The organism is Colwellia chukchiensis (assembly GCF_002104455.1).
Classification (GTDB): domain Bacteria; phylum Pseudomonadota; class Gammaproteobacteria; order Enterobacterales; family Alteromonadaceae; genus Cognaticolwellia; species Cognaticolwellia chukchiensis.
In genome coordinates, this window is record NZ_NBOC01000014.1 from 24,958 (window position 1) to 44,262 (window position 19,305).

The window sequence follows — 19,305 nt, forward strand, 5'->3', positions numbered from 1 at the left end:
CAGCTGTTTCTAAGGAGTAATTTATGGCTTTAACAAGAGAGCAACTAGCCCAGCGCGTTGCACAAGAATTACAAGACGGCTATTACGTTAATTTAGGTATTGGGATTCCAACTTTAGTGGCTAACTATGTACCTAAAGGCATGGAAGTGATGCTGCAGTCTGAAAATGGCTTACTGGGCATGGGACAATTTCCCACCGAAGCAGAACTTGACGCTGACCTCATTAACGCCGGTAAACAAACCGTGACCATGGCTAAAGGCGCTTCACTTTTTGACTCTGCCGAGTCATTTGCCATGATCCGTGGCGGTCATGTTGATTTAACGGTTCTGGGCGCCTTTGAGGTGGATGTTAACGGTAATATCGCTTCATATATGATCCCAGGTAAGTTAATTAAAGGCATGGGCGGTGCAATGGATTTAGTTGCTGGTGCCGATAACATAATTGTCACCATGACCCATGCTTCAAAACATGGTGTATCTAAACTCTTAAATAAATGTACGCTACCTTTAACAGGTAAGGGCTGTATTAAAAAGGTTTTAACGGATTTAGCCTTTATTGAAATTAAAGACGGTAAATTTCATTTACTTGAGCGCGCACCCGGTGTGTCGGTTGAAGAGATCATAAGTTTAACGGAAGGTAAGTTAGTTGTTGAAGGTGATATACCAGAAATGACCTTCTAAGTTACGCAGTTAACAAGCACACAGTTGAGGGGCGTTGGCCCCTTTTTTAATGCTCAGTAAAAACAAAAGCTACCTTAGGTCTGCGCGTAAATGTAATTTTAGGTTACGTATAGAAAAATAATAAATCTAGCACGGCCTTTTTAAGCCGCTGAAAACCCTCCCCATGCTTTATCGTATACAATTTGTCACAAATTGATTGCAATATTCAACAGATTTGGTAATACTGAAATTGACAAAGAAAAGGCAAGACACGCGAAAACGTGTTACGCAAAACCACCGGTCTAAGGGTCGATATATTATATCTTCCTATGACAGCGGAGTTACCGTGTTATTAGGTACATCCTGTGGTTTTTTCTTTTATTAACTCTACTTGCATTATAAAAGGTTATTAAAATGAAAAAATTATTACTAGTTTCAACCATGACAGCTTTAACTATGACGTCTATTGTCTTAGCACCGAATGCGCAAGCATCTGACATTGCACAAAGTGTATGTGAGTATGTTGCCGCTGACGATAAGAAACGTATGCGCTCATTCTTAAAGACGAATAAATTAAAAATTCGTAATATCTTTGATGGTATTCAATGTAATGGTCAAAACTTGTTGGAATTTGCTGCTACTAGTGGTTCAGTTAAAACCGGCTCTTTGATGATTAGTAAATTACCAAAGAAAACCGTTTCAGCTAACTTGGCACTTATTCAAAATGGATCGCAACCATTAATCGACGCTGCAAACAAACGCGTTAGCAGCTAGAAGTTTATTTTCCAGTAGGCGTTTATACTTAATGTAAGTTCAATGTTTTACTAGTCAATAATTCTTATGTCATTAAAAAGGCCAGCATTTGCTGGCCTTTTTTTCTGAAAAAATTAAAAGCCTTGCTTTCAACTAGCAACAAAACAAAAAACTGAGTAACATCATGACTCAACAGACAACACTTGCACAATTTGGCAATATTTGTGACCAATAAACGTAGTTATATAGACAGCAATAACGCACTGATTTTAACCGGAGGTGGTGCTCGCGCCGCCTATCAAGTAGGGGTTTTATCAGCGATCGCAAAATTTATGCCTCGTAATCATGGTGTACCTTTTCCAATCATTTGTGGTACCTCTGCTGGAGCAATTAATTCTGCCGCGCTGGCTTGCTATGCTTCATGCTTTCAACTAGGGGTGAAAAAGTTAGAATGGGTGTGGAAAAATTTAGAGCCGAGCCGAATTTATCATAGTGATGCGATGCGAGTTGCTAGCCACCTTATTGCTGGTATTTTAGGAAGCTTTCAGGCCGACTATGCCAATAAAAGCGCACGAAGCTTATTAAATAATACCCCCTTGTGCGAATTACTTGAGTCTGTGGTGGACTTCAATCGCATAGATATTAATATTAAGCGTAAATATCTTGCTGCGGTATCAGTTACCGCGTCAAGCTATAGTAATGGCGACTCGATCAGTTTTTTTCAGTCAGACGACACCATTGCTCCTTGGTTTCGTGCCAAACGACGGGGTGAGCCGACACAGCTAAATAGCCAACACTTAATGGCATCTGCCGCTATTCCGTTAGTATTTCCTTCGGTGAACATAAAGCGCAATCATTTCGGCGATGGTTCGGTGCATCAATTATCACCGTTAAGCCCCGCCATTCACCTAGGCGCTGATAGAATTTTCATTGTTGGTGTCGAGCAACCCAAAGAGCCAATTCATGCATATGTTAACAATCCACACCCGCCAGCAACCGCCGCTATAGCGGGCCATTTGCTCGACTCTATTTTCTCAGATACCTTACAAAGTGATATTGAGCGTATGGACAGGATCAACAACACCTTGGCGTTAATCCCTAACGAGAAGAAAAAACAACACCTTGGCTTAAAACATATTGACTCTTATTTGTTAAACCCCAGTCATAACTTTAATAGAATTGCCGAACAGTATTACCATAAATTACCTATGCCCATCAGGTTATTGCTGCGCAGTATGGGTATTAGTAATGATGCAGAGTCGAGCTTGCTCAGTTATTTATTGTTTGATAAGCATTATTGCAAGGAGTTGATTAATCTTGGCTTTAACGATGCGCTAGAACAAGAAAATAAGATCCGCCAGTTCTTAAACATCTAATGTTCGCCGTTTGCTGTAATCAGCATTAATAACTTGATGAAAATTACAGCGACGTTTGGGCTTTAGCACGCTCACTGCTCACTGCTCACGCCTATTCGCGCTCAGACTAACTAAGGCCCTTCTTGAAGAAAGCGCTCTGCTCGCTCTACGCGCCGAGGTTTACCGCGAACAATTAATGTATCTTCTGGCTGCAAAACGGTATCAGCATCGGGTTGTTCTATTTCTTTCTCTTCACGTCGCAAAGCAATGATGTAAACGCGTCGCTCATTTAAATTTAATGCTGCAATAGTTTGACCACAAGCGTAGGAGTCAGCTGACAATATAATGGCATGGGCAAACTCGATGCGATCAATAGCATCAGCGCTCATATCTGTGTGTTCACCTTGGTAGAATCCATGTAAATGGTTGTAGTGATTTTTGCGCTCTCTTTGCACGCGTCGAAAAATGCGAGAAAAAGGCACGCCGGTTAAAGAAAGCACTTGTGATACTAACATCAAGCTTCCTTCGAGACTTTCTGGAACCACCTCATTGGCACCGGCAGCATGCAGCTCGTTCAACTGATCATCATTACGCGTGCGCACTAATATTGGCACCTCTGGTGCCAATGACCGTACTTTTTGGATCACATCCAGCGACTGCTTGTCATCACCAAAGGCTATCACAACAAGTTTAGCTTTTGAAAGTTGAGCCGCATGGAGTAACTCAGCTTGGCGTGATGAGCCAAATAAGACATTTTCACCCGCTTCTCGCGCTTTACTTGTGCGCAAGGGGTCGATATCAATAGCAACAAAATCGATTGATTCGGGCTTTAAAAATCGACTAACGGTTTGCCCTATACGGCCAAAGCCACAAATAATGACATGATTTTCTAAGCTGACATTCTTGGGCAGTACATCCAAACCTTGCGTGTTAATTTTTTCTTCCTGACTCAACCACAACCCCCAGCTACGGGCATGATTAATCATGTAAGGTGTGATGGCCATGCTCAATACCCCGCTACCGAGCAATATTGCTGCTGTCGTCGCTGATAACAGCTCAACTTGGCTGGCCAGTGCAATTAGAACAAAACCGAACTCCCCCATTTGCGCCAACATAATGCCCGCGGCCCACGCATCTTTAGAAGACTCTCCTGCCCGTTTCGCTAGTATTGCCACAATCAATACTTTAACCACCATAAAACCCACTAACAGCGCCAGAATAAGTAATGGCGAAGAAAACACCACCTCAATATTAAGCTTCATGCCAACAGTGACAAAAAATAAACCCAATAAAATATCGCGATAAGGTCTAATATCGGCTTCGAGCTGATGCTTATATTGGCTCTCACCTAACATCATACCCGCTAAAAATGCACCAAGTGCCATTGAAAGCCCAAACCACTGTGTTAACGCTGACGCCACCAAAGTAACTAATAGTGTTGTCAAAACAAACAGCTCGTCAGTTCTTACTTGGGCAACTAGGTTAAATAGCCTAGGTAGTAGCCACTTGCCAGTTAACAGCAATAAAGACACTACAAAAATGCCTTTTACCAAGGCCGTTAACAAGGCTAAAACAAACGACGAATCTCCATTTTGGGCTAATAAAGGTATGATTATCAACAAGGGCACGACAGCAACGTCTTGAAATAACAACACAGCAACCGACAATTGCCCCGACTTTTTCTTCATGCCACCACTTTCGCTGAGCTGCCGAATAACAATAGCCGTTGATGACAAAGCTAAAATTCCGCCAATAGTTAAAGCAGCGGCAAAACTTTGACCAAACAGCATGGCAGCAAGCATAAACAGTAGCCCGGATATTGCCACTTGCAAACTGCCAACGGTAAACACTAAATGACGCATTGCCAGTAATTTAGGTAAAGAAAATTCAAGCCCAAGGGTGAACAGTAAAAATACAATGCCTAGCTCGGCAAAATGATCATAATCGACATGCTCTTGTGCTAACGCCAAGCCATGTTCACCCACAATAACGCCCGCCACTAAATACGCTAAAATTGCCGGTAATTGTAAGCGCCGAAAAAGCCATACAATTAAAACGGCACTCGACAAAATAGCAAGTAATTCAAGATGGCTTGTCACAAATAGTCCTTTTAGGGTGATAAAATGATAGCGCTTGTATAGGTAGCAAGTACCGGCAGCGGAAACAAAAACTTAATATAAGTGTAGCTTTGATGTCCTTGTGTTGTCTAAATGTTTTTCGGTAAGCTGCCAAAAAATGTCGCGTAAAAACGAAGCCTTACTTTCAGCTAAGGAGCGCAGTTTATATCGAGAACACAAAAGCTTTACGCTACGCCGACCATTTTGCTGACAACTCTTAATAATTGGTATTATTATTGCTTAAAAGCTAAAGCAATAATACTAAATTTAGCTAGGAAGAATGATGCGAACTGTTAATGTTGTAAACCACCCAAATACAAAGTTTAATGCTTTCACATTATTTCAACATAATGACAAAAAAAGCCAACGTAACTTAGCCATATTGGAGCGCCTACAAACAACACTAGATATTAAGCAGCTCATTGATATTTTTGCCACAGAAGTTGCAAAATATCTCAACTTTTCTGGGCTTTACTTTAAGCATGCTGAGATCAGTGTCACCGCAAAAGGCAGTCGTGCTGGCAAAGTCGAACGCCAATTTGAATTAAGACTAAATGAATGTTTTTTTGGCATTATCACTTACAGTGTCAATAGCCCAATCAGCCTAGATAATTATAAAGTACTGAACGAATTGCACCATTTACTGCTAAACCCTTTAAATAACGCTGTGCGCTATCACCAAGCAATGCAGTTAGCAATGCAAGATGCCCTGACACAATTGGGTAACCGTCGACATTTTGACGAAGAAATCAAACGTACAATGGCACAAGCGATTAGACGTCAAAGCCGTGTTGGTTTAATACTGTGTGATTTAAATAAGTTTAAAGCCATTAATGACTCCTTTGGCCACACAGTAGGCGATAATGTACTGATTCACTTTGCCGATGCTCTAAGGCAAAGTATTCGTGACGCTGATTGCATTTTCCGTTTTGGTGGTGATGAGTTTGCCATCATAGTTTGTGATGCATCACCGCAATCGCTATCAGCAATTGAGCAAAGAATTCAACATGCAATCGCACAAGATGCGCTATTAGCGCAATATAAAGTCGGCTGTGGTTTAGGGCTAGCCTTAATGAATAATGCCGATAGTGAAAACAGTTTATTTGAACGCGCCGATAGTGCACTCTATCGCCAAAAAATGACCATGGCCCATAAGCTCAGTATTGTTGCCTTGCGCTAGCCAGAGCGCGTAACCAATTATCAGCTAACAAGAAAATAAACGCTTATCGCGGCAAGTTACTATAGCCTGCGTTATTCAGCTCGAAAGCGTTCGTAACGCTTGTAACTTTTCATCTGGCGTAGCGCCTACATATAAGCGGCAAATACGTACCGCTTGCGCAAAGTTTTCTTTGCCAAGTTTTGCCAGTATTTGCTTTAGCAGCCCACTATCTAAACTAAAAGTTCGGCTAAAGTGGTCAATTGCATGCTCAAGGCTAGGATAACAGACACCATCAAACTGAAAGTCATTGCGACCTTCTTCGGTTACCACATCAATACCGTCAACAACCAAAGGCCAGCCCATAAAATTCAACCGAGCTTTTGCCACTTGATACATAAACCAAGCACTTTTTTGAAACCCCGCAAAATTTCCACCTTCAAATCCCGCATTGGCAAGCGCTTCTTCAGTCCAATTTAACCCGATTGCTAAATCTTTTTGGTACTTTTTCATAAGGGCTTTTTTCACTTGGCGTTGAACCTGCCAAATACTATCTACTGCAGCTTGTTTAGCCATATCAGTGCATTCAACACAACTAGGTATCGTTAACTTTGGGTGTTGGCAGTCCAACACGATATGGTGTTGATCAGGAAAGGTAAATGCGTCAGCGGCTGGTTCGGCACAAAACCAGCACTGATAACGGTATTGAAACGGTATTTCAACAAAGTTTTTATGCTCTGTCATAACAGTGTCTTTAAAATAAACGCCAATTGCGACTAGCGTTTCTTTTTAGCGGTTTTAGTTTTAGCCCGCTGCGATTTTGCTCGTCGCTTTGCCGCAGGCTTGGCATTTTGCTTTTTGCGCGCCAACATCTGATTTTTCTCTTGTGTTGCCTGATAGCGACTTTTTTTCAACGGTGCATCTTCTTTCGCATCATAATGTGCTGGTAGCGGCCTATCTAACTCATAGCCAGGGAGTACGATGCGCTCAAATTTCCGGCCAATTAAAGCTTCAATATTATCCAAAAACTGTTCATCTTTCGGACTGACAAGTGATATCGCTGTACCTGATTTCCCAGCCCGGCCGCTGCGACCAATGCGATGCACATAATCTTCAGCTAAAAATGGTAAGTGAAAGTTCACCACATAAGGCAAATCACTGATATCGAGTCCGCGCGCGGCAACATCTGTCGCGACAAGCACTCTGACACTACCAGCCGTAAATTTTTCTAATGCTTTATTGCGTGCGCCTTGGCTTTTATCACCATGGCATAACGCGGTTTTTATGCCATCAAGCTCCAACTCTTTTGCCAGTATGTTGGCGCTTTCTTTGGTGCCCGCAAACACCAATACTTGTTGCCAGTTGTTGACACCAATAATTTCGGACAGCAGCTCGGCTTTTCGCGTTTCTGAAACCCAATATACTGATTGCTTTACCTTGCCAGATGTCGCATTTTGTTTGGCTACGGCAATCGTTTTAGGGGTTTTTAATAGCTTTTTGGCTAACGTTTTCACTTTGTTAGAAAATGTGGCGGAAAACATCATGGTTTGGTGTTTTGCTTTGATCAATGAGACGATTTGCTCAATGTCCTGATAAAACCCCATATCCAGCATACGATCGGCCTCATCTAAGACCAAATATTTGACTTGCGACAAATCGACGTTGCGTTGCTCAAGATGTTCAAGCAAGCGGCCTGGTGTTGCAACCAAGATATCGACACCACTTTTTAGCATCTTAATTTGCGGCGGCATATTGACGCCGCCAAAAACCACCCCAGAACGTAAGGGTAAATACTCACTGTAGGCTTTTATATTCTTTGCTACTTGTGCCGCCAATTCACGCGTTGGCGTTAAAATTAATGCATTTACCGTACTGGTGCTATCAAAGCCGTCAGCGTTTATCTTGACATCTTTTGCTAAGGCATCGAGGATTGGCAAAGTAAACGCTGCGGTTTTTCCAGTGCCTGTTTGTGCGCTTGCTAATACATCAACGCCAGTGCGAATAACCGGAATAGCTTGTTGTTGGATTGGGGTTAAAGTTTTATACCCGCAAGCCTTTACCGCCTTGAGTAAATTCGCTGAAAAACCAATTGCATCCACACTCATTACTTCACCATTTTTTATATTATTGTCAAGAAGGCAGTCACTAAATCGAGCGCGCCAAAATATTAAGGCGCGCATTATAGCAGCTTTGTTATCGCTAAGTGTTATAAAAGTTGCAAGCGCTGTCGTTGGTTACTTTTTTGACCATACGCCCTGACTTAAATTAAAGCCTTGATGCTCTTTCTCATCGGGCTGGTAAGTGGGCAACACGCCTTTATCTTGCTGGCTATGATAGTCTTTGGTAATTTTCACCACCACTTTTGATAACATAAATAAGGCCGTAACATTTACCACTGTCATTAAGCCGGTCGATAAATCCGCTAAGGCGATGACTTCGGGTAATGTCGCAACCGAGCCAAAAACTAGCATGAATAAAAAGCCAATGCGTAAAAACCACTTTCCTAGTCTATTGTCCATTTTTAAATACTTTAAATTGTTATCCGCATAAGCAAAGTTAGCGACTATCGAGGTAAAAGCAAATAGCAATATCGCTATGGTAATGAAATCACTGCCCCACGCTCCCACTTGATGCGCTAGCGCTTGTTGGGTTAATTGAATGCCTTCAGCTTGACTTGCGCTATCATGAAATAACAAAATTAAGATTGCCGTACAAGAGCAGATCACTATGGTGTCAAAAAATACCGCGAGCATTTGCATATAGCCTTGTGAAACCGGATGAGGTGGAAAAGGCACCGCTGCCGCAGCAGCATTTGGCGCGCTGCCCATGCCTGCCTCATTTGAGTATAAACCTCGCTTAACCCCTTGAACTATAGCAGCGCCGACTAAGCCACTCCCCGCCTCTTTTAAACCAAAAGCTGAGCTAAAAATATCACTTATAATCATCGGCACTTTTGACAAATTCATCCCAATCACGCCAATACAAACAAATATATAAAGTAAGCCCATAAAAGGAACGGTTAACTCAGCAAAACGAGCAATATTTTTTAAACCGCCAAAAATAATCAATGCTGCGGCAATAGTAATAACAATACCGGTATACAAGGGATTAAACCCATACGAGCCATTAAAGGCACTGGTGATCGAGTTAGCCTGCACGGCACTAAACACAAAGCCATAGCCGAAAAATAAACAAAGTGAAAAGGTTACTGCCAGCTTTTTGTTGTTTAGGCCTTTGCTCATGTAATAAGCGGGGCCACCACGAAAATTGCCCATGCTGTCGCGCTCTTTATATAACTGACCAAGCGTACTCTCAGCAAATGCTGTCGCCATACCGACAAACGCAATAAGCCACATCCAAAACACTGCGCCAGCACCACCGAGTGATATAGCAACGGCAACCCCCATTAAATTACCTGTGCCGACGCGTGCCGCCAATGATGTACACAAGGCTTGAAATGATGATATTCCATGGCTCGAACGTTTTCGACTCGACTTTAAAATGCTAAACATGTGAAAAAAGCGCGTAATTTGCAGCCCTTTCAAACGAAATGTAAACCAAATACCACAGGCACTTAGTAAGTAAATTAAAATACTGCCCCACAAATAACCATTTATGGTTCCCACCCAAAGTTCAATGATACTGGGTTCAATAACATCTGCTGCCACCGCAATTATCTCCGTAGCTAATAAAAAAATAACCTTCGCTTCATTAGTTTATTTCTACTGGCTAGATTGAGCTAAAAGCCATTATTTAAAAAGGGGAATAAATATGACGTATCGGCACACAAAAGTTATTGTGTGTAGTTAGGTCGCAGTAGAAATAGCTAATAATGTATTTAGCGTACAGCTTATCAAAGTTTTTAAGCCCATAAAGCACTTTGTGCCCGTATCAGGTAAATAGCAGCCATAAAAAATGCCAGTATCAACTACTGGCACTTATCATGCTCGATTTCTTATTGGCGAAATAGCCTAAGCTGCACTACAAGGCTTTAAAAATTTCTTCAACAGAGTCTTTCGCATCACCAAATAGCATTTGCGTATTGTCTTTAAAAAACAGCGGATTTTGCACGCCAGCATAGCCCATGTTCATCGAGCGTTTAAACACTACCACATTTTTAGCATGCCAAACTTCTAGCACTGGCATACCGGCTATTGGGCTAGACGGGTCTTCTGCAGCGGCAGGATTAACCGTGTCATTGGCGCCTATTACTAACACCACATCGGTTTCAGGGAAGTCATCATTAATTTCTTCCATCCCTAATACGATATCGTACGGTACTTTCGCTTCCGCTAAGAGTACATTCATGTGCCCAGGTAATCGCCCCGCTACCGGATGAATGGCAAAGCGCACATCGACACCGTGCCCTTTTAGCGCCTGTGTTAGTTCGTAAACCGGATATTGCGCTTGGGCAACTGCCATACCATAACCTGGGGTAATAATCACCGACTTAGCATTTTTTAACATATCAGCTACTGCCGCAGCATTGGTTTCTACATGCTCGCCGTAGTCAGTATCATTATCAATTACAACGTCTGTACCAAAGCCACCTGCTATAACACTAATAAATGAACGATTCATGGCTTTACACATGATATAAGATAGGATCGCCCCTGAAGAGCCCACTAATGCGCCAGTAACAATTAATAAATCATTGCTAAGCATAAAACCTGCGGCAGCGGCTGCCCAACCTGAATATGAGTTAAGCATAGAAACAACCACCGGCATATCTGCGCCACCAATAGATGCCACTAAATGCCAACCAAAAACCAGTGCAATAATGGTCATGATATACAACAAACTGTTACCACCACCTTGCTCAACAAAGCTGATCATTAACAACAGGGATACCACACCCGCCGCTAAATTTAATTTATGGCGATGGGGTAACATCAACGCGGCAGAGTTTATTATGCCGCGTAGCTTGCCAAAGGCGACAACTGAGCCAGTAAAGGTTACAGCGCCAATAAAAACGCCAAGAAATACTTCAACTAAGTGAATATTGGTTGCCATTTGTTGACTGTCGGTTAACGTGGCCAAAGGTGAATGATCCATTTCAAAGTAGCTATTATAGCCAACTAAAACTGCCGCTAAACCGACAAAGCTATGGAGAATTGCCACTAACTCTGGCATTTGGGTCATTTCCACCTGCTTTGCTAACCGCAAGCCAATTAACGCACCTATGACCATAGTGACAAAAATAATCCATACATTATCAACACGGGGATCGGCTATGGTGGCAATTAACGCGATTGCCATACCAACAATACCGTACCAGTTACCGGTTTCAGCGGTTTGCTGCTTACTTAACCCCGATAAACTGAAAATAAATAATAGCGCTGCGACAATATAAGCCGCACTGATTAAACCTTGAGAAAATTCCATTATGTTGTCCTTACTTTCTAAACATTTTTAACATGCGTTTAGTGACAACAAAGCCACCGACAATATTGATTGTTGCAATCAAAATGGCAATTCCCGCCAGCGCTTGTATTACTGGGTTATCGTTACCCACTTGTAAAATGGCGCCAACAATAATAATGCCTGATATTGCATTAGTCACACTCATCAGTGGCGTGTGTAGCGAATGACTCACATTCCAAACCACGTTGTAACCAATAACACAAGCGAGCACAAATACGGTAAAATGCGATAAAAAGTCAGCCGGTGCAACGCTAGCGACCCAAGCAAACAGTATCGCGCCCGCCGCCATTAACGCATGTTTTTTAGTTTTGCTCATGGGCTCATCGGCTTTAATTTCAGCCTTGCGCGCAGGCTCAGCGCTTACTTTGGCAGCAGGAGCTGCACTAACTTGTATGGGTGGTGGTGGGAAGGTAATTTCATTGCCTTTAACCACTGTCATGTTACGAATAACCACATCATCAAAATCTATGGTTAAGGTGCCATCTTTGTCTTTACAAAGTAGCTTTGCCAAGCTGACTAAGTTGTTGGCGTACAATTGCGAAGACTGATTAGGCAATCGCGACACGAGATCGGTATAGCCAATCACTTTAACACCGTCTGCATTAACCACTTTACCTGCTTGTGTTAACTCACAGTTTCCCCCGCCAGCGGCGGCTAAATCAACAATAATGCTGCCGGTTTTCATCGATTCCACCATGGCCGCTGTGATCAGCTTAGGCGCTGGCTTACCAGGGATCATGGCGGTGGTTATAATAATATCAACATCTTTTGCCTGCTCAGCAAATAGTGCCATTTCAGCATCAATAAAGGCTTGGCTCATTTCTTTCGCATAGCCATCACCAGAGCCGGTATCTTCGGGCTCTTGGTAGTCAAGCTCGAGGAACTCAGCGCCCATACTTTCAATTTGCTCTTTAACTTCGGGGCGGGTATCAAAGGCACGAACAATAGCGCCTAAGCTGCTCGCGGTGCCAATAGCGGCAAGTCCAGCGACTCCAGCACCAATGATCATCACTTTTGCCGGTGGCATTTTGCCCGCAGCGGTGATTTGCCCAGTTAAAAAGCGACCAAAATGGTGGGTTGCTTCAATCACAGCGCGATAACCGGCAATGTTGGCCATTGAACTCAACGCATCCATTGATTGGCTACGGGTCATTCTAGGCACCATCTCCATGGCCAATGTGGTAATTTGTTTTTCTTTCAGTGCGGTAAGTAATTCGTCATTTTGCGCTGGCGCAATAAAGCTGATCAGGTGCGCTTGATCTTTCATTTGCGCTATTTCTTCAAGAGAAGGCGGATTAACTTTAAAAATGATATCCGACTGCCATACGTCTTTTTTGCTTTTGACACTGGCGCCTGCATCAATAAACTCTTGATCAGTAAAGCTTGCCTTGGTGCCACAACCTTTTTGTATATGTACTTCAAAACCAAGCTTGAGCAAGGCGGCAACTGCCGTTGGCGCACTTGCAACTCGGTTTTCACCCGAGACTGTTTCTTTTGGTATACCAATAATCATATATCACCTTTTTAATCATTAAAAATACCATGGCAGATACTCTACAGCGCGTTATGCTACGACTATTGGGTACAATAGGTATTTCATTCGACTTTAACGTTGAGTTTTATACTAGCGTTAAAATTATTATTATAATTATATCAATCGGACTAATTTATTGATGCGCTTGTCACTTTTATGCTTGGTGTTATAGCGCACAATGTGACCAACAATTAGCCATTTGCTCAAACTTAACCATGAGTTGATACGCTTAATGTTTTACCATTAATTGTTTGATTTTCATACATCAAGCTTGTTTATTTTCATTATAAAGCCAGCATCAAAACGTAATAAAGGCATGCTAAGGTCTAGTTTGCTTTCAGCAAAAAATAACGTAAGTTAGCCCAAGCAGGTAATTAAGTTTAAGCACTCGTTACCTTCTCTAAATAGCTTAAAAAAGTTAAAACTCGATAAGGAAATAGCCATGATTTACCGGTTAGCAGATATTAGCCCGACACTGCATGACAATAATTTTATTGCCCCCAATGCCACCATAATTGGCGATCTTGTCTTAGGCGAGCATGCCAGCGTTTGGTTTAATGTTGTCATTAGAGCCGATATGGCGAAGATAACTATTGGTGAAAATACTAATATTCAAGATGGGTCAATTTTGCATGTTGACGCTGACTACCCTATGACCATAGGTCGTGATGTTACTATAGGTCACAAAGTCATGCTTCATGGTTGTACAATTGGCGACAACACACTCGTGGGTATGAATGCTGTTATACTCAATGGTGCTAAGATAGGCAAAAATTGCTTAATAGGCGCAAACAGTTTAGTGACAGAAAACATGCAAGTACCCGATGGCCACTTAGTCTTGGGCTCGCCGGCAAAAGTGATCAAAGCCTTGGATGAGTCTACACGCGCGCAATTTCAACAATCTGCGGCGCACTATGTAGAAAATGGCCAACGTTATTTACAAACATTATCTGAGATTAACTAGAGCTTAATAGCAAAATAATGACCATAGTCGGCATGACTTTAAATTTTAAAGTTAGCCGGCTATTGATGCCAAAGTGTTAATTGCCCTATCTGTAAGCGTCAATAGCAAGCGCGAAAGGTAATATTAACAAGCCAAGCAAATAAAAAAACAAGCAACGACACATGCGCTAACGCCAAGATGTCGCAACTGATCAACGATTGGTGCCTAACTTAGTCTATATCGTGTAATGGCCACAATACGATGTAGTCTTCAAAATCCTCAAGTTCAACGTCATTATCTTTAATGACTTTACCTCGGACCGACATGCCTGCTTGGTGCATCGCCGACTTTTTACCATGGTGCAATAGTGGGTGCCACGAGGGTATTCCCCGCCCTTCTTTCAAGCGTCGGTAGGTGCAACTGGGCGGCATAAAAAATACATCATCTAAATTCTCTTGCGTTAACTGCACGCAATCAGGCACTAGCTCTGTGCGCTGTTCATATTTCGAGCATTGGCAACTTTTATCATTTAGCAAGTGACAAGCAATGTTCGAATAACTCATTTGCTCACCTTGAGCAATATGTGTGGTGGGCTTTAGCTCTGTTTCGTCTGTGGTATTTTCATCATCAATAAATTTATGTAAACAACACTTAGCGCAACCATCACATAAAGACTCCCATTCTGCACGGGTCATTTGTGCTAGGGTCTTAGTCTGCCAAAAAGGTTCAACCTTCGTTTTGGTCTTTGCTTTTGACGGCGAGTGCTTATTTTTTTTACTCATAGCTTTACTTTTCTGGCTTAGTGAATAGGTGGAAATTTAATGTGATCAGACAAGTGGCCAACTGAACTAACAAAATAATAGGACAAATTCCAATGCATCAAGCTTTTATAGTTATCGTAAGCTAAATAAGCACGACCTTGTTCACCATCCGGAAAAACTAGCGCTGCTTTTATGTCTACCTGCGGTAAATTAGTGCCATCGGTGCGGCGAACCCCTAATGCTTGCCATTGGGCAAGTGTTTTTTCACTTTTTGCCCAAGCTTTCAACCAGTTTTTACGACCACCAGTGCGCTGCGGAATCGCTAATGAGTTATCAAAGTCTGCGGGAAGTTTTACTTGACGGCCCCAAGTAAGTTCGTCATTCCAACCTTCTTTTTTCAAATAATTCGCCATTGATGCAAAAACATCTGCTTGATTGCCCCAGATATCTTTTTTACCATCGCCATCACCATCAACGGCGTAAGCAATAAACGAGGTGGGCATAAATTGATTTTGCCCCATAGCGCCCGCCCAAGAGCCTTTCATGTCAGCAATGTCAATATGGCCGTCTTTTAATATCTTTAATGCCGCCCATAACTGCCTTTTAAAAAACGCTTCTCGGCGCCCCTCATAGGCTAGAGTTGATAATGCGGAAATCACATTATAGTTACCCATAATTTTACCAAAATTAGTTTCTAAGCCCCAAAGAGCAACAATAAAGCGCGCTTGCACGCCGTATTCATCAGCAATTTTATGCAACAAATCTTGATGTTCTTTATATTTTGCGCGAGCTCTTTTTATTTTCCAATCGGGTAAACGTTTCGGCAAATAAGTATCAAGCGTTTCAACTTTTTCGGGTTGATTTCGATCCGCTTTTACCGCGCGCTGATGAAAAACTACATTCGCAAACGATTTATCAATGAGAGCTTGTTCAAACCCCTGACTTAACGCTTCTTGCTTAAGTTTAACTAGGTAGTTTTCAAAGCCTGCTTGCGTTAACTTAGGCGCTGGTTCTGCCGCCACGCTCGTTTGAGCTAGCACGACTAAGCACAACGCCATTGACCATTGTTTAACCTTACTTAACCCGCCCATGATTATTTTTCACCTGTCTTTTGCTGAGTTTGTTTGATTGTTTTTAAGTGTGTTTTTAACAAGTCTTCTTCCGGCGGCGTTAGTTGTAAATAGTAGCCTTGCTCAGTTAAAGCTGCTTTCACTTTATCAAGCTCAGCAAAGCCAAGCTTTTCTTTGGTGGCCAAATTGACCAGTGTAACTAATTCGGGTTTACCAAACATTTTCATCAATGCTTCTGGCACCGCTGAAAAGTCATCTCGTTGGTTAATAAATAGGTAAGTTTGTGCTTTTTTGGCACTTTTATAAATACTACACAGCATAATGGAGACCTATGATAAATGAGGTTATTGAAGTATTAATGTCACCTGCTATGTTAGCAAGCAATTGACGGTTATCACAGCGATATGAAGCCTAATTAAGCTTATCTTTTTTTTAAAATAAATTAGGGTATGTTGATCTTTCATGATTATTTATACCGCGACTTGTTTGGTATTTAGACAAGGCCGAGCATGTAACACCTAGCTAGCGACACGAATAGGTGAGAACGCCGTATAAATACCAGACAAGTCCTGCCTTTAGCCACGTTTAAACCCGAAAAGATCAACAGCGCTTATACCGCAGTATAGTTATTTTCTACGAAGGCGAGCAGTTTATCGCCAAATAAGTTTTTACGCCAACCCCGCATAATATCCACTAAATGCAAGTGATGCTCGGCGCCGTTTAACTTGTAATACCAAGATAAAAATTGATTGATTTGTTTTTTTGATGCTAGATTTTCTGCCAGTAAGTTTGTTTCGCTGCTTAATTCATTTAAGTAACTTTTCACTTTCTTAAAGTTTTGTTTATACCCCGGGTATTCATCAAGTCGGACGATGGCTTTAGGTAACGCCACGTTTTTTTCTGCATTAATGCGTTTAAGTACCGACAACATGGCATTGCCTTTATGGCGAATATCGAGTGCTTCTACCCCTTCAATTTTTGCCATAATAGCGACACTTTCTGGGTTAACTTTTGCTAATCCGAGCAAGGTATGATCTTTGGCAATAAAGCCTATGGGGCGATCTTTTTGTTTCGCTTGCTGATAGCGCCAAATAGCCAGTTGTTGTAAACGATATAGCTGCGCTGAGTTTAGTCGCCAAGCCAGTTTAATATTGCGATAGAGCTGGCTTTCATCGGTTGCTGTAAATTTACGCTCTATCATCAGCGCACTTTCTTCTTTTGCTGCCGCTAACCAACCTGCTTTTGTAATATCAGCTTTTAGCGCAGGTATTATATTAAACAGATGTTCAACATCGCCAGCAGCATAACTCAGTTGCTTCTCTGTTAATGGTCGTTTCATCCAGTCAGTACGAGATTCTGACTTATCAAGCTCAATGTCGCTATAATGGGCAATCATCGCCGCATAACCCATCGAAATGCCGTGACCTAAAAATGACATGATAATTTGGCTGTCAATTAAGTTAACAGGTCGGCATTGACCAACACATAGAAAAACCTCTAAATCTTCAGAGCAAGCGTGGAGCACCTTTTCAATATTTGGGTTTGCTAATAATTGCCAAAATAAGGATAAGTCTGGCACTGCGATGGGATCAATTAGCGCTAGGGTTTTACCGTCATTGATCTGGATAAGACCTAGTTTCGGGTAAAAAGTACGTGTTCGCACAAACTCAGTGTCAATGGCAAGCACTTTGGCTTGGCTGAAACTTTGAAAAACTGATTGTAATAACGCAGGAGTGTCGACGTAGATTCTTTTAGGTGTTGCTTGCACGTATTGTCCTATTTAAACCATATACTGATAAACGACGTTCGAAGCCTTTCGCATGCGATTAGCGATTCGAACATTTTTGTTCAATTACGATAACGTATTTTGTCATCAATGCCAAAATGATACGCCATAGCACAACCTGCACTTTTACCTCAGACATTTACTCTGCTTGTAAAAGTGCTAGTTTCAACGACATAAAGAGATTAACGTCTACGCCTGGTGGTTTGCTGATGGCGATGCTGATGCTTTTTCACCGAACGGCGAATTCTTCTGCTTTTCGCGTTATCCATGGCTTTTTCATCGACTTTAACTTTACTTTGCGTTTCAGGAGGTAAGTCCACTAACTTGCGGTAGTAATTAACATCCTGTAAATTCAATTCCGTCCAACCACCTAACGGTAGTTGTCGCTTCATTTCCATATCACCGTATCTGACACGTATTAAACGACTGACTTGCACATCTTGGCTTTCCCATAAGCGACGCACTTCACGGTTTCTTCCCTCTGAAAGCACCACATGAAACCAATGATTTCGTCCTTCGCCGCCACGGTAGGTGATTTTTTGAAATTTTGCAGGACCATCTTCAAGCTTGACGCCATGTCTTAAGGTTTGCAGCATAGCTTCATTAACTTCACCAAAAACGCGCACCGCATATTCGCGCTCAACTTGCTTTGACGGGTGCATCAGTCGATTTGCCAATTCGCCATCTGTGGTAAAAAGCAGCATGCCTGAGGTATTAATATCTAAGCGCCCTACGGCTATCCAACGACTACCTTCAAGTTTAGGTAAACGGTCAAATACCGTTGGACGACCTTCGGGATCTTTGCGAGTACACATTTCACCTTCGGGCTTGTTGTACATGAGTACACGGCATATATCGTCTGTTGGCGGCTTTAGTTTGACTTGATGACCGTCAACGCGAATCAGCTCATTGCCCTCGACACGATCGCCTAAATAGGCGGTTTTGCCATCAACACTGATACGACCTGCGCTAATATAACTTTCCATTTCTCGCCGCGAGCCAATACCGGCACGGGCTAATACTTTTTGTAATTTTTCAGACATAGGTCTTCACTCTCTTACGTCAGTAACTTGATGAAAGCTTTGCGGCTTCCACTACGTCTCTGTCTCTTTAAGTTTGGGGCTATAACACCCCTGTAATTTACTGGCTATTTTGCTGCCACGTCATCATGGCGTTTTTAACGTTCAAGCTCCGCCAATGGCATTAATTCTGGTAACTGCGCTAATGAGGTTAGCGAGAAATAGTCCAAAAACTCTTGTGTGCTTGCATATAATACCGGCCGACCCGGTACTTCTTTGTGGCCAACCGTTTTAATCCAGTTTCTTTGCATCAAGGTTTTAATAATTTGGCTGCTTAGTGCTACGCCGCGAATGTCTTCTATTTCACTCCGCGTAATCGGTTGTTTATAGGCAATTAACGCTAAAGTTTCTAACGTTGCCCGCGAATATTTCGGCGCCTTCTCTTTATATAAGTGCGCTAAATCTGTACTTAGCTCGCTCGGTGTTTGAAATCGATAACCTGATGCTACTTTTTTTAATTCAATACCGCGGCCTTGATAATGCGCGGCAATGTTTTTAATTATATCACGAATACGCAAATTGCTAACACGATATTCTATTAAAAGCTCACGCTTGAGGGTTTGTACTGACACAGGTTTATCGGCGATAAATAGAGCCGCTTCCACTAAACGTGTGAGCTTGTCATCATCGATATCTAGATGGCGAAATTTATCTGCTGTCATGTGCTT

17 protein-coding genes and 1 riboswitch are annotated in these 19,305 nt (G+C 42.2%); of the genes, 5 read left to right on the forward strand and 12 right to left on the reverse strand.

What is annotated here, in order from left to right; translation table 11 throughout:
- The first annotated feature begins 23 nt into the window (after nt 1–23).
- The 3 genes from B6K83_RS13935 (at nt 24) to B6K83_RS13945 (ending at nt 2,788) form a co-directional block, all read left to right on the forward strand.
- Nucleotides 24–680: a 3-oxoacid CoA-transferase subunit B gene (locus B6K83_RS13935; RefSeq protein ID WP_085285537.1), complete on the forward strand. Its 657-nt coding sequence runs from the start codon at nt 24–26 to the stop codon at nt 678–680.
- Between the two features lie 232 nt (nt 681–912).
- Nucleotides 913–1,008: riboswitch (cyclic di-GMP riboswitch) on the forward strand.
- Nucleotides 1,009–1,073: 65 nt separating this feature from the next.
- Nucleotides 1,074–1,433 (forward strand): DUF3718 domain-containing protein, encoded by a 360-nt coding sequence (locus B6K83_RS13940; protein ID WP_092251429.1) that lies wholly within the window; start codon nt 1,074–1,076, stop codon nt 1,431–1,433.
- Between the two features lie 203 nt (nt 1,434–1,636).
- The gene (locus tag B6K83_RS13945) at nt 1,637–2,788 is read left to right on the forward strand and encodes a patatin-like phospholipase family protein (protein ID WP_085285538.1); all 1,152 of its coding nucleotides are present in this window, start codon (nt 1,637–1,639) and stop codon (nt 2,786–2,788) included.
- Between the two features lie 110 nt (nt 2,789–2,898).
- On the opposite strand, the gene B6K83_RS13950 is transcribed toward B6K83_RS13945, so the two are convergent.
- Entirely contained in the window at nt 2,899–4,866 is a 1,968-nt protein-coding gene (locus tag B6K83_RS13950) for a monovalent cation:proton antiporter family protein (protein ID WP_085285539.1), read from the reverse strand.
- A gap of 298 nt (nt 4,867–5,164) precedes the next feature.
- Here B6K83_RS13950 and B6K83_RS13955 point away from each other — a divergent pair, with 298 nt between their 5' ends.
- Nucleotides 5,165–6,064: a GGDEF domain-containing protein gene (locus B6K83_RS13955; RefSeq protein WP_233144024.1), complete on the forward strand. Its 900-nt coding sequence runs from the start codon at nt 5,165–5,167 to the stop codon at nt 6,062–6,064.
- A gap of 75 nt (nt 6,065–6,139) precedes the next feature.
- Here B6K83_RS13955 and B6K83_RS13960 read toward each other — a convergent pair whose 3' ends face one another.
- The 5 genes from B6K83_RS13960 to B6K83_RS13980 form a co-directional block, all read right to left on the reverse strand.
- Nucleotides 6,140–6,784 carry a hypothetical protein gene (locus tag B6K83_RS13960; protein WP_085285541.1) on the reverse strand — a complete coding sequence of 215 codons (645 nt, stop codon included), beginning with the start codon at nt 6,782–6,784 and terminating at the stop codon, nt 6,140–6,142.
- 32 nt (nt 6,785–6,816) lie between these two features.
- On the reverse strand, nt 6,817–8,145 hold the full coding sequence (locus B6K83_RS13965) for a DEAD/DEAH box helicase (RefSeq protein ID WP_085285595.1): 1,329 nt from the start codon (nt 8,143–8,145) through the stop codon (nt 6,817–6,819).
- 129 nt (nt 8,146–8,274) lie between these two features.
- On the reverse strand, nt 8,275–9,681 hold the full coding sequence (locus B6K83_RS13970; RefSeq protein ID WP_085285596.1) for an alanine/glycine:cation symporter family protein: 1,407 nt from the start codon (nt 9,679–9,681) through the stop codon (nt 8,275–8,277).
- Between the two features lie 340 nt (nt 9,682–10,021).
- Nucleotides 10,022–11,425: a Re/Si-specific NAD(P)(+) transhydrogenase subunit beta gene (pntB, locus tag B6K83_RS13975; RefSeq protein WP_085285542.1), complete on the reverse strand. Its 1,404-nt coding sequence runs from the start codon at nt 11,423–11,425 to the stop codon at nt 10,022–10,024.
- A 10-nt stretch (nt 11,426–11,435) separates the two neighbouring features.
- A complete protein-coding gene (locus B6K83_RS13980; protein ID WP_085285543.1) occupies nt 11,436–12,977 on the reverse strand; it encodes a Re/Si-specific NAD(P)(+) transhydrogenase subunit alpha in 1,542 nt (513 codons plus the stop codon).
- A gap of 463 nt (nt 12,978–13,440) precedes the next feature.
- On the opposite strand from B6K83_RS13980, the gene B6K83_RS13985 reads away from it, so the two are divergent.
- Nucleotides 13,441–13,962 carry a gamma carbonic anhydrase family protein gene (locus tag B6K83_RS13985; RefSeq protein ID WP_085285544.1) on the forward strand — a complete coding sequence of 174 codons (522 nt, stop codon included), beginning with the start codon at nt 13,441–13,443 and terminating at the stop codon, nt 13,960–13,962.
- Nucleotides 13,963–14,171: 209 nt separating this feature from the next.
- On the opposite strand, the gene B6K83_RS13990 is transcribed toward B6K83_RS13985, so the two are convergent.
- The 6 genes from B6K83_RS13990 to scpB form a co-directional block, all read right to left on the reverse strand.
- Nucleotides 14,172–14,723 carry a YcgN family cysteine cluster protein gene (locus B6K83_RS13990; RefSeq protein WP_085285545.1) on the reverse strand — a complete coding sequence of 184 codons (552 nt, stop codon included), beginning with the start codon at nt 14,721–14,723 and terminating at the stop codon, nt 14,172–14,174.
- Nucleotides 14,724–14,740: 17 nt separating this feature from the next.
- Nucleotides 14,741–15,760 (reverse strand): lytic murein transglycosylase, encoded by a 1,020-nt coding sequence (locus B6K83_RS13995; protein ID WP_408607232.1) that lies wholly within the window; start codon nt 15,758–15,760, stop codon nt 14,741–14,743.
- A 35-nt stretch (nt 15,761–15,795) separates the two neighbouring features.
- Entirely contained in the window at nt 15,796–16,092 is a 297-nt protein-coding gene (locus B6K83_RS14000; protein WP_085285547.1) for a YcgL domain-containing protein, read from the reverse strand.
- 290 nt (nt 16,093–16,382) lie between these two features.
- Nucleotides 16,383–17,540, reverse strand: coding sequence for a ribonuclease D (rnd, locus tag B6K83_RS14005; protein ID WP_233144028.1), 1,158 nt, complete (start codon nt 17,538–17,540; stop codon nt 16,383–16,385).
- Nucleotides 17,541–17,740: 200 nt separating this feature from the next.
- The gene (gene rluB, locus B6K83_RS14010) at nt 17,741–18,601 is read right to left on the reverse strand and encodes a 23S rRNA pseudouridine(2605) synthase RluB (RefSeq protein WP_085285548.1); all 861 of its coding nucleotides are present in this window, start codon (nt 18,599–18,601) and stop codon (nt 17,741–17,743) included.
- A 134-nt stretch (nt 18,602–18,735) separates the two neighbouring features.
- Nucleotides 18,736–19,299, reverse strand: a complete 564-nt coding sequence (scpB, locus tag B6K83_RS14015) for an SMC-Scp complex subunit ScpB (RefSeq protein ID WP_085285549.1) — start codon at nt 19,297–19,299, stop codon at nt 18,736–18,738.
- Nucleotides 19,300–19,305 lie beyond the last annotated feature (6 nt).

Bases quoted from the DNA above. Each gene is read 5' to 3' on its own strand.
- B6K83_RS13935 (WP_085285537.1), top strand. From the start codon at position 24: ATGGCTTTAACAAGAGAGCAACTAGCCCAGCGCGTTGCACAAGAATTA.
- B6K83_RS13940 (WP_092251429.1), top strand. From the start codon at position 1,074: ATGAAAAAATTATTACTAGTTTCAACCATGACAGCTTTAACTATGACG.
- B6K83_RS13955 (WP_233144024.1), top strand. From the start codon at position 5,165: ATGATGCGAACTGTTAATGTTGTAAACCACCCAAATACAAAGTTTAAT.
- B6K83_RS13960 (WP_085285541.1), bottom strand. From the start codon at position 6,784: ATGACAGAGCATAAAAACTTTGTTGAAATACCGTTTCAATACCGTTAT.
- B6K83_RS13965 (WP_085285595.1), bottom strand. From the start codon at position 8,145: ATGAGTGTGGATGCAATTGGTTTTTCAGCGAATTTACTCAAGGCGGTA.
- pntB (WP_085285542.1), bottom strand. From the start codon at position 11,425: ATGGAATTTTCTCAAGGTTTAATCAGTGCGGCTTATATTGTCGCAGCG.
- B6K83_RS13980 (WP_085285543.1), bottom strand. From the start codon at position 12,977: ATGATTATTGGTATACCAAAAGAAACAGTCTCGGGTGAAAACCGAGTT.
- B6K83_RS13985 (WP_085285544.1), top strand. From the start codon at position 13,441: ATGATTTACCGGTTAGCAGATATTAGCCCGACACTGCATGACAATAAT.
- B6K83_RS13990 (WP_085285545.1), bottom strand. From the start codon at position 14,723: ATGAGTAAAAAAAATAAGCACTCGCCGTCAAAAGCAAAGACCAAAACG.
- B6K83_RS13995 (WP_408607232.1), bottom strand. From the start codon at position 15,760: ATGGCGTTGTGCTTAGTCGTGCTAGCTCAAACGAGCGTGGCGGCAGAA.
- B6K83_RS14000 (WP_085285547.1), bottom strand. From the start codon at position 16,092: ATGCTGTGTAGTATTTATAAAAGTGCCAAAAAAGCACAAACTTACCTA.
- rluB (WP_085285548.1), bottom strand. From the start codon at position 18,601: ATGTCTGAAAAATTACAAAAAGTATTAGCCCGTGCCGGTATTGGCTCG.
- scpB (WP_085285549.1), bottom strand. From the start codon at position 19,299: ATGACAGCAGATAAATTTCGCCATCTAGATATCGATGATGACAAGCTC.